This is a genomic window from Pseudomonas fluorescens group sp. PF-69 (genome assembly GCF_054481235.1).
Genome location: NZ_JBTMNC010000001.1, coordinates 3,184,744 through 3,199,959, shown reverse-complemented (window position 1 = coordinate 3,199,959; position 15,216 = coordinate 3,184,744). Strand labels below are relative to the sequence as shown.

Here is a 15,216-nt window from a genome sequence, read left to right as displayed (position 1 = left end):
GTATCAGGCAATCTGCGCCTTCGCCGCCAGCGCATCAAACGTCTCCTCCGCCAGCGCATCCTCCTGTTCATCCAAGACCTGGCGTGGATGCTCATTGCCCGGAATGCTGCTGTCGATCAGGCTCAACAGGCTTGAGCCACGAGGCGTCAAAATGTAATTGGAACCGCTGCCGCCCTGCTCCTCGGGCCGAGGCTCGATGTAACCCCGCGCCAGCAGCAACTTTTCGTATTCGCCGGCCACCGCTTTCAGGTGATCCAGGTTTTCGGTCTGCTCACCTTCAGCAGCCTTCTGCGCAGCGTACTGCTCGGCATAGGGTCGAGGCGTGAAACTGCTCGCACCGTTTTGCACCTCGTGCAGCAAGCGCTCAATTAAATCCCAGTTATAAGTCGTCATCCTGATTCAACCTCCGGTGCCCGTGAGTGAGAGGGCCTTCATAGGTTGTGACCGGCGTGGACGGCAGCCGTTCAGCCGGGGTTTCGAACAGCACCGACCGGCGGTATGTCGAATTGGACAGGGATCAAACGACTAAGCTGTGTCCGTCACCTCCAAGCATCGCGCAGGAGAAAAACCCATGAACATTCAGAATCATCCCGTCGTGTCCCGGGAAGAATGGCTGGTCGCCCGCCAACACCATCTGGCCCACGAAAAAGCCTTCACCAGGGAACGGGACAAACTCAGCGCCGAGCGTCGCGCCATGCCCTGGGTGAAAATCGACAAGGACTACCGCTTCCAAGGGTCAGGCGGCGAACTGAAACTGGCTGACCTGTTCGGCGCGCGCAGTCAGCTGGTCATTTACCACTTCATGTTCGCCGAAGGCTGGGATGAAGGTTGCCCCGGTTGCTCATTTCTCAGCGATCACATCGACGGCGCCAACCAGCACCTGGCCCACCATGACATCGCGCTGGTGGCGGTTTCCCATGCACCCTTCGCCGAGTTCCAGGCATTCAAGCGACGCATGGGCTGGAAATTCGACTGGGTATCGTCGGCCGGCAGCGATTTCAATTATGACTTTGGCGTCAGTGCCCGAGCCGAAGACGTCGCCGCCGGAACGGCTACGTACAACTACGAAAAAACCGACGGTTCCGAGGAAGAACTCCCCGGACTCAGTGTTTTTTATCGCAATGAAGCCGGAGAGATTTTCCACACTTACTCCACCTATGCCCGAGGCCTGGACATGCTGGTCGGCGCCTACAACTACCTTGATCTGACGCCCAAGGGCAGGAATGAAGAGGAAATCATGGAGTGGGTGCGGCATCACGACCGCTACGAGGATGGGTCGAAGTCGAGCTGCTGCCACGGAGACTAACCCGCAGCGACAGAAGCGCGGCCATCGCCTGACACTGAACTTTTGCCATGGGGCAGCGCTCAACCGGGTATCCCGCCTTAACCGGATCTGAGGCCTGCCACCATGAAATCACAGCTCACGCTCATCCTCGCCGCCGCTCTGACCTGTGCCCTGCCCGCCTGGGCCTGCACGCCCGAGGAAGCCACCGCCAAACGCGAACAACTGGCACAGGAAGTGGCCAGGCTCACTGAGCAGAACCCGACCAAGGCCAAGGAGATCAATGCAGAGTTGCAGAAGATGGACCTTGGGACTGCGTCCAAGGATTTACCGGACAAGTGCCAGTTGATCGACAAGCGCTTGAAGGAACTGGGATCGGCGGAGAAAAAGACCGAGGGTTGAAAGCGGTAGACGCCGGCCGATGCGATGTGTCGGCGTCGACTTCGCAGGGCTGTTGTCGGGCATAAAAAAACCGGACCTGGGTCCCGGTTTTTTTATGGGCTCGCTACGGCGCTTTATTCAGCAGCCGGCGCTTCCGGCTTGCGACGCTTGAGCGGGGCCATGCCATCCTTGCTGACCAGGGAATCGCTCTTCGGCCGGTTGGCGCTCTTGCGCTTGGTCGGGGTCTTGGCGGCGGCTTTTTTCTTGTCGCCCTTGGCGTCGGTCTTTTTCTTCTTCACGCCAACAGCCTTGCCCGAAGCCTTGACCTTCTTCGGTCCGCCGTAGGTGCCTTTGACTTCCTTGATGGTGCGGCGCTCGAAGCTCTGCTTGAGGTAGCGCTCGATGCTCGACATCAGGTTCCAGTCGCCGTGGCAGATCAGCGAGATGGCCAGGCCATCGTTGCCGGCGCGACCGGTACGACCGATGCGGTGCACGTATTCGTCACCGCTGCGTGGCATGTCGAAGTTGATCACCAGGTCCAGGCCGTCCACGTCCAGGCCACGAGCGGCGACGTCGGTCGCCACGAGGATTTTCACCCCGCCCTGCTTCAGACGGTCGATCGCCAGTTTGCGATCCTTCTGGTCTTTCTCGCCGTGCAGCACGAACGCTTTGTATTCCTGAGCCACCAGGCGCCCGTAGATACGGTCGGCCATGGCCCGGGTGTTGGTGAACACGATGGCCTTCTGGTAGGTCTCGTTGGCCAGCAGCCAATTGACGATCTGTTCTTTGTGCTGGTTGTGGTCGGCGGTGATGATTTGCTGACGAGTGGTCTCGTTCAGCTGGCTGACCGCATTGAGCTGCAAGTGCTCAGGGTTGTTCAGCACCTTGGCGACCATCTCGCGCAGGCCCGAACCACCGGTAGTGGCGGAGAACAGCATGGTTTGCTGACGGTTGGTGCACTCGTCCACCAGGCGCTGGACGTCGTCGGCAAAGCCCATGTCGAGCATGCGGTCGGCTTCGTCGAGCACCAGCACTTCGACTTCTTTCAGGTCGAGGTTGCCGGCGTTCAGTTGCTCGATCATCCGGCCCGGCGTACCGATCAGGATGTCCGGCACCTTGCGCAGCATGGCGGCCTGGACCTTGAAGTCTTCACCACCAGTGATCAGGCCGGACTTGATGAAGGTGAACTGCGAGAAGCGTTCGACTTCTTTCAGGGTCTGCTGGGCCAGCTCGCGGGTCGGCAGCAGGATCAGGGTCTTGATGCTGACGCGAATCTTGGCCGGACCGATCAGGCGGTTGAGGATCGGCAAGACGAATGCAGCGGTCTTGCCGCTACCGGTTTGCGCTGTCACCCGCAGGTCACGCCCTTGGAGCGCCAGCGGAATGGCCGCTGCTTGCACAGGCGTTGGCTCGACAAATTTCAGCTCGGCCACGGCTTTGAGCAGGCGTTCGTGCAGGGCGAATTGGGAAAACACGGGTGCTACCTCGAAGAAATGCAAAAAAACAGCTGCATAGGGTAACGGTTTCGAGCGCTCAGGCCGAGTTTCTTTATGCAAACGACAGCAAACAGTGGCTTTTTTGTTGCCTGATTTGTCCCCGAGTCTAATACGAAGGCTCTAACTGGCTGGCATTCTCACTTAAATGGGTGTCCGGAATTCGTTGGCCACCTGACCTCAAGCGGTGTGATCTGAAATCATTTGGTCAGCAAACGAGTACAAGCGGAAGTGGCGTTCACGACTTACAAATGCGAATACGTATCAACGGCAAATAATTTGATATACCATGCGCCGCGAACTATTGGCACGTATGCCGTCCCCTTTGGCTATTTTCTCAAGGCTTCCCCGATGCGTCGTACGCTGGTCTCTATCTGTGTCCTTAATGTGTTTTCCGCTCCCTCTTGGGCGCAACCCACAACCGATACCCCCAGTCTAGAGTTGCAAGCGACCGAAATCGTCGGTACGGCCGAGTACGAAACGGCTCAAGGGCCAGTGAAGGGTTACCGCGCAACGCGATCTGCCAGCGCGACGCGAACCGACACGTCGATTCATGAAACTCCGCAATCCATCAGCGTGGTGACCAAAGATGTGGTGGAGGACATTGGGGCTACACGCCTTCAAGAAGCACTCGACTATGCCGGCGGGGTGGGACGCGCCAACAACTTCGGCGGCCAAGGGCTGACCACTTTCACGGTGCGTGGATTTACCACCGGCGAGTTCTATCGAAACGGCTTTCCGATCAACCGCGGTTATCCGAACATGCCCGATGCCAATACCATCGAGCGGCTCGAAGTGCTACGAGGGCCGGCGACCATGCTCTACGGTCGAGGCGACCCGGGTGGCACGTTCAACGTGGTATCCAAACAGCCTCTGGCCGTGCCCACCGTCACGCTGGGCAGCCAACTCGATGACCAGGGGATGAAGCGCGGCACACTGGACGCCTCCGGCCCGCTGGATGAAGAAGGCCGCCTGGCCTATCGCTTGAACGTGGTAGGTGAGGGCGGCGATACGTTCCGCGATCATGTCGAGAGCGAACGTTACGGCGTGACGCCGGTGCTTTCCTGGCAGGCCACCGATGACACCAAGGTGATTTTCGAGGGCGACTTCATGCGCAACAATCACCCGCTGGATCGCGGTGTGACTCGCTATCCCAACCAGATCGGCACCGCGTCGCGTGATACGTTCTTCGGTGAAAAAGACGTCGGCAAGTTGCACAACGACAACAACATGGCCCAACTGCGTTTCGAGCACTTCCTGAATGACAACTGGACATTGGGTGGCGGTTTCCAATGGCTCGATGGCACCTTGCAGGGCAATGCCATTGAAGCCAACGGCGTCGCAGCCGACGGGCGCACGCTGGGGCGCAACTTCAACTATCGCAAGCTGGAGTGGACGGACAAGGACACTCAACTGAACCTGACCGGGCATTTCTCCACCGGCGGCTTCGATCACACCTTGTTGACCGGTGTCGAATACGAAGATTACGACTACAAGTCCATCATCCAGCGTTCCAGTGGTGCAGTGAGTGCCTACCCGATTGATCTCTTCAACCCGGTGTACGGCCAGCCTCGTCCGGCCCTGACCCGCACGCCGACCCACGATAAGGAAAATCTCAAGACATACGCCGCCTTCGTCCAGGACCAGGTGGCATTGACCGAGCGCTTGAAAGTTTTGGCTGGCGCCCGTTTTGAGCGTTTCGAGCATGACTATGAAACCTTTGTGCCGGGGGCCAGGAGCTGGGAGGCGAGCGACAACGCAGTGACCCCGCGTCTCGGAGTGCTTTATGACCTTACCGATACCGTCGCGGTGTACGCCGATACCGCGCGCTCGTTCAAGCCCAATACGGGCGCGAGTCGACAGGGGGGTGGCTTCGAGCCGGAAAAGGGTAAGTCCTATGAGATGGGCATCAAATGGGAGGCGCTGGATCGCCAGTTGAGTGTTGACGCGGCGATCTACCAGATTGAAAAACGAAACGTCCTCACCACCGACCCCGTGGACTCGACGTTCAGCGTGGCGGCTGGCGAAGTCCGCAGCCGGGGCTTTGATTTGAACGTGGCAGGCAATATAACCCCGGAATGGAGAGTGATTGGCGGCTATGCCTATGTCGACGCCGAAGTCACCAAGGACAATGTGATCCAGTCGGGCACTCGGCTGTTGAACATCCCGAAGAACAGCTTCAGCCTGCTCAACGTGTATGAATTCCAGGATGGCAACCTGAAAGGGCTGGGCTTGGGTGTGGGCAGCAAGTACGTCGACGAACGTGCAGGCCAGACTGCTGACACAGCGTTTTCGATGGGCAGTTACACCGTCGTCGATTTGCTCGGCTTTTATAAGATCAACGACAAGGTCAGGCTTAATCTCGATGTGAAGAACGTGTTCGACCGGGACTATGAAGAAGGCGCCTTCGGCAATGTCTACGCTTACCCGGGTGAACCGAGAACCGTTCAAGTCGGTATTTCTTACACCCTGTAGTCGATCCGGAAGATGGGGTTAGAACTTGACGGCCCTTCCAGCGCCTTTCTTGTTGGGTGTAACGATACAAGTGTCCCCTCACCCTGAGTGGAAAGTTGACTGCCGAGGCATAACCTCTCAGGCTGGATAACTGTTGTGCCGCCCGTGCAACGCGTGGCGGCCAACATTTTTCCGTCCCGCCCATCAGGCCTTCCAGTCAATTGAAGTGGAGCAGTAACGCTTGGAATTAAGACAACTGCGCTATTTCGTAAAAATTGTCGAGCAGGGAAGCCTGGGACGCGCAGCGCTTGAGCTGGACGTCGGCGTGTCGGCTCTCAGCCAACAGATCGCGAAACTTGAAAACGAACTGGCAACCCGACTTCTGAATCGCACCACTACCGGCGTCACACCGACCAGCGCCGGGATGGCGTTCCTGCACCATGCCCAGCTGTGCTTGCGGCAATCCGAGAATGCGATCATGGCGGCTCACCGTGGGCGGATGAGTGGGTATGTCACCGTCGGCTTGCCGCCTACGACTGCCACTGTTCTTGCCCTGCCATTGATCAACGCGATGCGAGAGCGCTATCCGGATATTCAATTGCATCTGGTTGAGATGCTGTCCGGGCACTTGGCCACGCAACTCAATGCACGCCAGATAGACTTGGCCATTTTGTTTCAACTTGAAGGTGGAAAGCGCTGGAGCGTTACACCGCTGCTCGACGAGAAACTATTTGTCATCAGCTCACCTCACCTGCCCCACGCGCCACGAGGAGCCTGCGTGCAACTGGCGGATCTCGGTCAACTTCCGCTGGTGATGCCGAGTGCGCAACACGGTTTGCGTTCAACGCTGATGACTGCGTTTGAACGCGTGGGATTGGCTCCCAACATCATCATGGAAGTGGATGGTCTTGCCGTATTGATGAACGCCGTACGCGCAGGTCATGCCGCCACCATCCAGCCCGGTGCAGCAGCGGCGCTCAAAGGCGAGTCGGGACTTTCAGTGGTGGAGATTTCCGATACTCACGCAGGCAGACGAAACCTGTTGGCGACGCTGCCTGACGATGAACTGGCTCCCGCAGCCCTGGCGGCACGGCTGGTCATCACCGATGTCGCGCGACAGTTGGTGATTGATCATCAGTGGCCAGGCGCCTCGTGGATCGAAGACGTCGCGCCATGATCTCGATGTCCCCCTCCCCGGCTGTACGGTAAGCGCCAACCGGCAAAGCCTTTATAAAAACTAAACACCCCAAGCGGTAATGCGCCTTTCGACACAAAACTGTCTGCCCTAAGGTCTCCCTACTCGCGAGGAGCCCTTCGTTCATGCCTCCTTGCGATTGAGGAGTGATGATGATCGACGTATTGGTAATTGGCGGCGGCAATGCGGCCTTGTGTGCAGCCTTGATGGCTCGGGAGGCCGGCGCTAGCGTCATGTTGCTGGAGGGTGCACCAAAAGCCTGGCGCGGCGGCAACTCGCAACACACCCGAAACCTGCGCTGCATGCACGACGCGCCGCAAGATGTACTGGTCGATGCCTATCCCGAAGAAGAATATTGGCAGGATCTGCTGAAGGTCACCGGTGGGATTACCGACGAGAAGCTTGCACGTCTTGTCATCCGCGCCTCATCGAACTGCCGTGACTGGATGCGCTCCCATGGCGTGCATTTTCAGCCGTCGCTGTCCGGTGCCCTCCATGTTGCGCGCACCAATGCATTTTTCATGGGTGGCGGCAAAGCACTGGTTAACGCGTACTTCCGCAGCGCCGAGAAGCTGGGCGTCGAAATTCGCTATGACGCTCAAGTGACTGATATCGAATTGAAGGATGGAAAATTCATCGCCGCCCACATCAGTGAGCGCGATGTCGATGGACAACGTTTTCCTGCCGAGCGTATCCAGGCCAAGGCCTGCGTCTTGGCTGCCGGCGGATTCGAATCCAACCGTGAATGGCTCCGTGAGGCCTGGGGTCAAAACGAGCGCGGAGAATGGCCTTCAGACAACTTTTTGATTCGCGGGACGCGCTTCAATACCGGCGTACTGCTTCGGCGCATGCAGAATCTGGGCGCCGACTTCATTGGTGACCCGACGCAAGCACACATGGTGGCCATCGACGCCCGCGCCCCCCTGTATGACGGAGGTATCTGTACCCGTATCGATTGCGTATCGCTGGGCGTGGTGGTTAATCGCGACGGCGAACGCTTCTATGACGAGGGCGAGGACTTCTGGCCCAAGCGCTATGCGATCTGGGGTCGCCTGGTCGCGGGTCAACCCGGTCAACAGGCCTACTCGATCATCGACCAACAAGCCCTCGGCCGGTTCATGCCGCCGGTATTTCCGGGCACTAAAGCCAACTCACTGGAAGATCTGGCCCGCCAGTTGAAGCTTCCCGTTACGCAATTCGTCAAAACCATCGAGCAATACAACGCGGCCTGCCGCGTCGGCACGTTCGACCACACGGCGCTGGACGATTGCCACACCGAGGGTTTGACGCCCGCCAAAACCCATTGGGCCCGCCCACTGGTAAAGCCCCCCTTCTGCGCCTACCCGCTTAAGCCCGGCGTGACCTTCACCTATTTAGGCCTCGCTACCGACGACACCGCCGCCGTTCACTTCAACGGCAAGCCTAGCCCCAACCTGTTTGTCGCAGGAGAAATGATGGCGGGCAATGTATTGGGCAAGGGCTACACCGCCGGCATCGGCATGGCCATTGGTACTGCCTTCGGTCGGATTGCCGGTGTACAGGCAGCCGCTTCGGCAGGCTTTGTTTCTCTTTCACAAACGGAATTTAGACATGCAGCTGTTTGATCCCAAGGCACCGAGCGATTTGATTCCGGTGCTCAACCTTGATGAAAGCGAAGTTCAGCGACAAATGACCGTTTGCAATGCCTGCCGTTATTGCGAGGGCTTCTGCGCTGTATTTCCGGCCATGACACGACGCCTGGAGTTTTCCCAGGCCGATATCCATTACCTGGCGAACCTTTGCCATAACTGCGGCGCATGCCTGCATGCCTGCCAGTACGCCGCACCTCACGAATTCGAAATCAATGTGCCCAAGGCCATGGCCAAAGTCCGCCTCGACACTTACGCCGAGTACGCCTGGCCACAGGTGATGGGCACGCTATACCGGCGCAACGGACTGACTCTGGCACTGTCAGCCGGTACCGGGCTGGCATTGTTCCTGAGTCTTACGTTGATGGTGATGGGCAACTTGTTCACCGCGATGCCCGGGGGAAATTTCTACGGGATCTTCCCGCACAACACCCTGGCCGTAATGTTTGGTGCGGTTTTCGGGTTCGCGGTACTCGCGTTGACCCTTGGCGTGCGGCGCTTCTGGCGCAATGTTTCACCGGCCGACGCGCCCGCACAGGTAAAAACAGCGGCTGCACTGGAAGCCACGGCCAACGTCGCCCGGCTCAAATTCCTGGACGGTGGTCATGGCGAGGGCTGCAATAACGCTGATGATCGATTCACCCTGTGGCGGCGGCGCTTCCACCACTTCACCTTCTACGGCTTCATGCTGTGCTTCGCAGCCACTGGGGTCGCCACGCTCTACCATTTCCTGCTGGACTGGTCGGCGCCCTACCCCGTCTTGAGTTTGCCGGTGATGCTGGGCATCAGCGGTGGGCTCGGATTGCTGGTCGGCCCCGCAGGCCTGTTGTGGTTGAACCTGCGTCGCAACCCCGAACACGGCGACGAAAACCAGAAACCCATGGATCGCGGCTTTATCGCGCTGCTGTTGCTGGTCAGCGCCAGCGGCCTGGCACTCCTGGCGTTCCGTGAAACCGCAGCCCTGGGCCTGTTGCTGGCGATCCATCTCGGCCTGGTCATGGCGTTTTTCCTGACCATGCCCTACAGCAAATTCGCCCATGGCATCTTCCGCAGCGCCGCGCTGCTCAAGTACTCCATCGAAAAACGCCAACCCAATCCGATTAACGCCGGAAGCGACTGATCGTAGAACCACTCATTCCAATAACAATATTGATCAACCGGGTAACCATAATGAAAACAACAACTCAAGACAGCCGATCCAAGGGGTCGAAGCTGGGCGCCATTCTACGGGTCACCAGCGGCAACTTCCTCGAACAGTTTGACTTCTTTCTGTTCGGTTTTTACGCGACCTACATCTCCCAGACGTTCTTTCCTGCCACCAGCGAGTTCGCCTCGCTGATGATGACCTTCGCCGTATTCGGCTCGGGATTCCTGATGCGCCCACTGGGCGCTATCGTGCTGGGGGCTTACATCGACAAGGTGGGGCGGCGCAAGGGGTTGATCGTGACGCTGTCGATCATGGCCGCGGGAACGGTCTTGATTGCCCTCGTGCCAGGCTATGCCAGCATTGGTGTCGCAGCCCCCGTACTGGTATTGATAGGGCGACTGTTGCAGGGTTTCTCGGCAGGTGCGGAGATGGGTGGCGTTTCAGTGTATCTGGCTGAAATCGCCACACCGGGTCGCCGCGGTTTCTACACCAGTTGGCAGTCGGCCAGCCAGCAGGTGGCGATCGTTCTTGCAGCCGCCCTGGGCTACACGATCAACGCGTCCATGGAAGCTGCCGAAGTGGCCGCCTGGGGCTGGCGGATCCCGTTCTTTATAGGTTGCGTGATTATTCCGTTCATCTTCATCATTCGCCGCTCGCTACAGGAAACCGATGCGTTCAAGGCACGCACGCACCACCCAAGTGCCAATGAAGTGTTTCGCTCGATGCGAGACAACTGGCGCACAGTGCTGGCGGGTGGCTTGCTGGCCTCAATGACCACCACCACGTTCTATCTGATTACCGTCTACACCCCCACCTTCGGAAGGACTGTACTGAACCTGAGCACCACCGACAGTCTGGTGGTCACGCTCTTCGTCGGCCTGAGCAACTTCATTTGGCTGCCCATCGGCGGCACACTCTCCGACCGCGTCGGCCGTCGCCCCTTGTTGCTGGCGATTTCCTTGCTGTGCCTGTTCACCGCTTATCCCGCCATGCACTGGCTGGCCGCGGCGGCAAGCTTTGAACGCCTGCTCGCCGTGCTGTTGTACTTCTCTTTCTTCTTTGGAATTTACAACGGCGCGATGGTTGCGGCCTTGACTGAAGTGATGCCTCAGAACGTACGAGTCGTGGGATTTTCCCTGGCATTCAGTTTGGCGACCGCTGTTTTTGGCGGCTTCACACCCGCCATATCCACCATCCTGGTGCAGGCAACCGGTGACAAGGCGTCGCCTGCCTACTGGCTGATGTTTGCCGCTTTGTGTGGATTCACAGCGACGACGATCTTGTATCGCCGGCAAAAAGCAGTGACGGTCAATGCTTGATCAGCGAGAGGTCTCGTTGGCGTTCAGGTTTTTTCGCTGAATAAATCCCTCGCCGTTGCCTGCATTGACACGTCTTTCGTATCAATGCAGGCCTGCCACACACCTGCCCTGTCCAACACCCTGCCCCTATCGTCCTGATAAGCGCCGGGCAAGACGGCATCAAATTTTGAATTGCCCCAGATTGCCGATCATATACATCTCGTCGACTGTCTTGACCCCGAAATGGGAGCAAGGAGTTCCCTTCGACCTGCCCGGGCTTATGCCGATCAGTCAAGCCCCCGGTGAAAGCCCTGGGGGGCTTAGCGCACGGCCACCGGTTTTTGAATACCCAACCGACTGATCCACACCGCCATCAGAATCACGCTGCCACCCAGCAGCAACCGCCCCAGTTCCTCATGCTGATTCCAGATCAGCAGATTGAGCAGCAGTCCCACGGGCACATGCAGGTTGTTCATCACCGCCAGCGTCCCGCCATTCACCAGGCAGGCGCCCTTGTTCCACCAGTACAGACCCAGCGCGGTCGAAACCAGGCCGAGGAACACCAGCACGCCCCATTGCAGCGGCGCTTGCGGCCAGAAGTCCTGTTTGCCGAACAGCAGGAATGCCGGTAACGCCACCGCCAGTGCGCCAAGGTAGAAATAACCGAAGCGCCGGTAATGCGGCAGATCGCTTGGGTGACGAGCCACCAGGTGTTTGTAGAGCACCTGCCCGGCGGCGTAGGTGAAGTTGGCCAGTTGCAGCAGCAGGAACCCCATGAAGAAGTCCGGGCTGATCCGGTCATAGCGAATCACCGCAGCCCCGGCCACCGCCACCAGTGCCGCCACCAATGCCCATGGATTGAACCGCCGGTTCAGCGCATCTTCGATCAGGGTCACGTGCAGTGGCGTGAGGACCGTGAACAGCAGCACTTCCGGCACCGTCAGCACACGGAAACTCAGATACAGGCAAACGTAGGTCACGCCAAACTGCAGCGCACCAATCAGCAACATGCCGCGCATGAACGCAGGCTCTACCGAGCGCCAGCGCGTCAGCGGTATAAACACCAGCCCCGCCAGGAGCACCCGCACCAGTACCGCGAAGTAACTGTCGACATGACCGGCCAGGTATTCGCCGATCAAACTGAAGGAAAACGCCTGGATCAGCGTGACAAAAAGTAGATAGCCCATGCTCGCCTCGTTTCGAATGGCGGCGAAGATAGCGGTTTTTGCCGGTGATCGCGAACACTCAAACGATACAAAATTCCGGGCAAAAAAAAGCCCGATCTCGCTAAAGCGTTCAATCGGGCGGCAGCACTCAGGAGCAACAAGTGCAAAGGGAGGTTCGATGCGCGTACAGGCTTGAAGGGGTAGCGCCAGGTCACTAGACCATCCAGCGATTATCTGGCGATTAAAGGGTCAGGCCACTTGAGCAAGCCTGGCGTTCGCCTGGTTCAAGCCTTTTTCCTGGAAGTCACCCCCCAGGTTCATGCCTTCGGCGTGGATAAACGTGACGTCGTGGATGCCGATGAAGCCCATGACCTGACGCAGGTAGGGTTCCTGGTGATCCGCGGCGCTGCCAGCGTAGATCCCGCCACGAGCGGTCAACACATAAGCGCGCTTGCCGGTGAGCAGACCTTGAGGACCGGTTTCGGTGTACTTGAATGTCACGCCGGCACGCAGCACATGGTCAAGCCAGGCCTTGAGGGTGCTCGGGATGGCGAAGTTGTACATCGGTGCGGCCATCACCAGCACATCGGCGGCCAGCAGTTCGTCGGTCAATTGATTGGAGCGTTCCAGGGAAACCTGTTCGATGTCGCTGCGCTGATCGGCAGGCTTCATCCAGCCACCCAGCAGGTTGATGTCCAGATGCGGCACCGGGTTGACGGCCAGGTCACGAACGGTGATTTCGTCCTTCGGGTGAGCGGCTTGCCACTGTTTGATGAAGGTCTGGGTCAGTTGACGGGAAACCGAGTCTTGCTGACGTGCGCTGCTTTCGATGATCAGAACGCGGGACATGGGATGTAACCTCCATCTGAGAATGCTGTAAGTCGATGGCGTGAAGGTTAAACATTGCCATATCGATGAAAAAGCGCAAATAACTGCTATAAACTATCGATAAATTCGTTTATAAGCGAATCATGAGTTGCAGGCGCCAGCTTGCTCGCGACAGCGACGGGTGAAAAAGGCTGTCGACTGCCCCGACACTGTCGCGAGCAAGCTGGCTCCTACAGTCATTTCGGGGTGCAGGTGAGCTTGATACGCATCTTGATGATGGAACGGTTGAATTTGGCAGTCGCATTTTTGTGTTTGCCAGCAGCCACTTCGATATTGCGGGTGCGCGGCGCTTCCGGGCCGTTGTTGAAAACCACCTTACAGATCGCATCGGTGCTGCCGTAATTGTTCACCTGAAGGGTGGCGATATCGCTATCGGTGTCATACGCGTTGTAGTCAATGCTCAAGCCGTTCAGCTGCTTTTCGACATCAATCGGATAAGCAAACGCGGTCAGCGGCAGCATCGCCAGCACCACACAACAGAATTTTTTCATTCAGCAGTCTCCAATAAGGGCTGACAGCTTAGGACAAGAGGAGCTCATCATGAAAGCGCCCCGCGTGACCCTTGATCAATGGCGAACGTTGCAGGCCGTGGTCGATCACGGTGGTTTCGCCCAGGCCGCCGAGGCGCTGCACCGCTCGCAGTCATCGGTCAGCTATACCGTGGCGCGCATGCAGGACCAGCTCGGCGTGCCACTGCTGCGCATCGACGGCCGCAAAGCGGTGTTGACCGAGGCCGGTGGCGTGCTGCTGCGCCGCTCCCGGCAACTGGTGAAACAAGCCAGCCAGCTGGAAGACCTGGCCCACCACATGGAGCAAGGCTGGGAAGCCGAGGTGCGGCTGGTGGTCGACGCGGCGTACCCGAGCGCCCGCCTAGTCCGCGCCTTGACCGCGTTCATGCCGCAAAGCCGTGGCTGCCGGGTCCGCTTGCGCGAGGAAGTGTTGTCGGGGGTCGAAGAGGTGTTGCTCGAAGGCGTGGCCGACCTGGCCATTACCGGGTTCAGCATTCCCGGTTATTTGGGGACGGAATTGAGCGACGTCGAATTCGTCGCGGTCGCCCACCCCGAACACCCGTTGCATCGCCTGAATCGCGAACTGAATTTCCAGGATCTGGAAAGCCATATGCAAGTGGTGATCCGCGACTCCGGTCGGCAACAGCCCCGGGATGTCGGCTGGCTCGGTGCCGAACAGCGCTGGACCGTCGGCAGCCTGGCCACCGCCGCGACGTTTGTCAGCAGTGGCCTGGGTTTCGCCTGGTTGCCAAGGCACATGATCGAACGGGAACTCAAGGAAGGCACGCTCAAGCTGCTACCTTTGGATCAGGGTGGCAGCCGTAATCCGAATTTTTACCTGTATTCGAACAAGGACAAACCACTCGGACCCGCCACGCAGATTCTCATCGAACTGCTGCGCACCTTCGATACCGCACCACTGGACGCACCGTTCGCCGCCCCTGAACAAGCCTGACACGGAGTGCACGCATGGCCTATTTCGAACACGATGGTTGCAACCTGCACTATGAGGAATATGGCCACGGTACGCCGTTGCTGCTGGTCCACGGCCTGGGTTCGAGCACCCTGGACTGGGAAAAACAGATCCCCGCGCTGGCTACCCGTTACCGGGTGATCGTCCCGGACGTGCGCGGCCATGGTCGCTCGGACAAACCCCGCGAGCGCTACAGCATCGCCGGGTTCAGCGCCGATCTGATCGCGTTGATCGAGCATCTGAATCTCGGCCCGACTCACTATGTGGGGCTTTCGATGGGTGGCATGATCGGCTTTCAACTGGGCGTGGATCAGCCGCAATTGCTCAAGAGCCTGTGCATCGTCAACAGCGCGCCCGAGGTCAAACTGCGCAGCCGCGATGATTACTGGCAATGGTTCAAGCGCTGGAGCCTGATGCGCGTCCTCAGCCTCGGCACCATCGGCAAAGCCCTGGGCGGAAAATTGTTCCCCAAGCCCGAGCAGGCGGATCTGCGACAAAAAATGGCCGAACGCTGGGCAAAAAACGACAAACATGCTTATCTCGCCAGCTTCGATGCCATTGTGGGATGGGGCGTTCAGGAACGACTGTCGAAGGTATCCTGTCCAACCCTCATCGTCAGCGCCGACCATGACTACACGCCGGTCTCGCTGAAGGAAAACTACGTAAAACTGCTGCCCGATGCGCGGCTGGTGGTGATTGCCGATTCGCGTCACGCCACCCCGCTGGACCAGCCCGAACACTTCAACCAGACGCTGCTCGAGTTTCTTGCCGCCGTCGATACCACCACCCTCAGGATCACTGA

13 protein-coding genes and 1 pseudogene are annotated in these 15,216 nt (G+C 58.6%); 9 read left to right on the top strand and 5 right to left on the bottom strand.

Translation table 11 applies throughout. From position 1 onward, the window contains the following. Window positions 1-3 precede the first annotated feature (3 nt). On the bottom strand, window positions 4-393 hold the full coding sequence (locus tag ACX3YF_RS14875) for a transcriptional regulator (RefSeq protein ID WP_103404943.1): 390 nt from the start codon (window positions 391-393) through the stop codon (window positions 4-6). A gap of 178 nt (window positions 394-571) precedes the next feature. Between ACX3YF_RS14875 and ACX3YF_RS14870 the strand changes: the two genes are divergently transcribed. Then, entirely contained in the window at window positions 572-1,306 is a 735-nt protein-coding gene (locus ACX3YF_RS14870) for a DUF899 domain-containing protein (RefSeq protein WP_458973886.1), read from the top strand. Between the two features lie 102 nt (window positions 1,307-1,408). Continuing rightward, window positions 1,409-1,684 (top strand): hypothetical protein, encoded by a 276-nt coding sequence (locus ACX3YF_RS14865; protein WP_130211305.1) that lies wholly within the window; start codon window positions 1,409-1,411, stop codon window positions 1,682-1,684. Between the two features lie 113 nt (window positions 1,685-1,797). Here ACX3YF_RS14865 and ACX3YF_RS14860 read toward each other — a convergent pair whose 3' ends face one another. Next, a complete protein-coding gene (locus ACX3YF_RS14860) occupies window positions 1,798-3,138 on the bottom strand; it encodes a DEAD/DEAH box helicase (protein ID WP_103404941.1) in 1,341 nt (446 codons plus the stop codon). A 369-nt stretch (window positions 3,139-3,507) separates the two neighbouring features. Between ACX3YF_RS14860 and ACX3YF_RS14855 the strand changes: the two genes are divergently transcribed. From ACX3YF_RS14855 to tcuC, 5 genes are all read left to right on the top strand, one after another. Then, entirely contained in the window at window positions 3,508-5,631 is a 2,124-nt protein-coding gene (locus ACX3YF_RS14855; RefSeq protein WP_458973885.1) for a TonB-dependent siderophore receptor, read from the top strand. A gap of 220 nt (window positions 5,632-5,851) precedes the next feature. Further along, complete coding sequence (locus ACX3YF_RS14850; RefSeq protein WP_196586234.1) at window positions 5,852-6,787, top strand: LysR family transcriptional regulator; 936 nt, start codon at window positions 5,852-5,854, stop codon at window positions 6,785-6,787. A 170-nt stretch (window positions 6,788-6,957) separates the two neighbouring features. Beyond that, window positions 6,958-8,409, top strand: coding sequence for an FAD-dependent tricarballylate dehydrogenase TcuA (gene tcuA, locus ACX3YF_RS14845; RefSeq protein WP_458973884.1), 1,452 nt, complete (start codon window positions 6,958-6,960; stop codon window positions 8,407-8,409). Then, window positions 8,396-9,553: a tricarballylate utilization 4Fe-4S protein TcuB gene (tcuB, locus tag ACX3YF_RS14840; RefSeq protein WP_458973883.1), complete on the top strand. Its 1,158-nt coding sequence runs from the start codon at window positions 8,396-8,398 to the stop codon at window positions 9,551-9,553. The genes tcuA and tcuB overlap by 14 nt, the downstream gene beginning before the upstream one ends. 50 nt (window positions 9,554-9,603) lie before the next feature. After that, a complete protein-coding gene (tcuC, locus tag ACX3YF_RS14835; RefSeq protein WP_196586235.1) occupies window positions 9,604-10,899 on the top strand; it encodes an MFS transporter in 1,296 nt (431 codons plus the stop codon). A 299-nt stretch (window positions 10,900-11,198) separates the two neighbouring features. Here tcuC and ACX3YF_RS14830 read toward each other — a convergent pair whose 3' ends face one another. From ACX3YF_RS14830 to ACX3YF_RS14820, 3 genes are all read right to left on the bottom strand, one after another. Beyond that, window positions 11,199-12,065, bottom strand: coding sequence for a carboxylate/amino acid/amine transporter (locus tag ACX3YF_RS14830; protein WP_449106092.1), 867 nt, complete (start codon window positions 12,063-12,065; stop codon window positions 11,199-11,201). A 228-nt stretch (window positions 12,066-12,293) separates the two neighbouring features. Then, on the bottom strand, window positions 12,294-12,893 hold the full coding sequence (locus tag ACX3YF_RS14825) for an FMN-dependent NADH-azoreductase (RefSeq protein ID WP_047532183.1): 600 nt from the start codon (window positions 12,891-12,893) through the stop codon (window positions 12,294-12,296). Window positions 12,894-13,108: 215 nt separating this feature from the next. Further along, complete coding sequence (locus ACX3YF_RS14820; RefSeq protein WP_130209528.1) at window positions 13,109-13,423, bottom strand: 3-phosphoglycerate kinase; 315 nt, start codon at window positions 13,421-13,423, stop codon at window positions 13,109-13,111. Between the two features lie 49 nt (window positions 13,424-13,472). Here ACX3YF_RS14820 and ACX3YF_RS14815 point away from each other — a divergent pair, with 49 nt between their 5' ends. Beyond that, a complete protein-coding gene (locus ACX3YF_RS14815) occupies window positions 13,473-14,396 on the top strand; it encodes a LysR family transcriptional regulator (RefSeq protein WP_130209526.1) in 924 nt (307 codons plus the stop codon). Between the two features lie 14 nt (window positions 14,397-14,410). Beyond that, window positions 14,411-15,216, top strand: a pseudogene (locus ACX3YF_RS14810) (alpha/beta fold hydrolase).

What these genes read in the sequence shown, in the direction of transcription:
- ACX3YF_RS14830 (WP_449106092.1), bottom strand. Translation starts at nt 12,065, where the DNA reads ATGGGCTATCTACTTTTTGTCACGCTGATCCAGGCGTTTTCCTTCAGT.
- ACX3YF_RS14855 (WP_458973885.1), top strand. Translation starts at nt 3,508, where the DNA reads ATGCGTCGTACGCTGGTCTCTATCTGTGTCCTTAATGTGTTTTCCGCT.
- ACX3YF_RS14870 (WP_458973886.1), top strand. Translation starts at nt 572, where the DNA reads ATGAACATTCAGAATCATCCCGTCGTGTCCCGGGAAGAATGGCTGGTC.
- ACX3YF_RS14820 (WP_130209528.1), bottom strand. Translation starts at nt 13,423, where the DNA reads ATGAAAAAATTCTGTTGTGTGGTGCTGGCGATGCTGCCGCTGACCGCG.
- ACX3YF_RS14825 (WP_047532183.1), bottom strand. Translation starts at nt 12,893, where the DNA reads ATGTCCCGCGTTCTGATCATCGAAAGCAGCGCACGTCAGCAAGACTCG.
- tcuA (WP_458973884.1), top strand. Translation starts at nt 6,958, where the DNA reads ATGATCGACGTATTGGTAATTGGCGGCGGCAATGCGGCCTTGTGTGCA.
- ACX3YF_RS14865 (WP_130211305.1), top strand. Translation starts at nt 1,409, where the DNA reads ATGAAATCACAGCTCACGCTCATCCTCGCCGCCGCTCTGACCTGTGCC.
- tcuC (WP_196586235.1), top strand. Translation starts at nt 9,604, where the DNA reads ATGAAAACAACAACTCAAGACAGCCGATCCAAGGGGTCGAAGCTGGGC.
- tcuB (WP_458973883.1), top strand. Translation starts at nt 8,396, where the DNA reads ATGCAGCTGTTTGATCCCAAGGCACCGAGCGATTTGATTCCGGTGCTC.
- ACX3YF_RS14875 (WP_103404943.1), bottom strand. Translation starts at nt 393, where the DNA reads ATGACGACTTATAACTGGGATTTAATTGAGCGCTTGCTGCACGAGGTG.
- ACX3YF_RS14815 (WP_130209526.1), top strand. Translation starts at nt 13,473, where the DNA reads ATGAAAGCGCCCCGCGTGACCCTTGATCAATGGCGAACGTTGCAGGCC.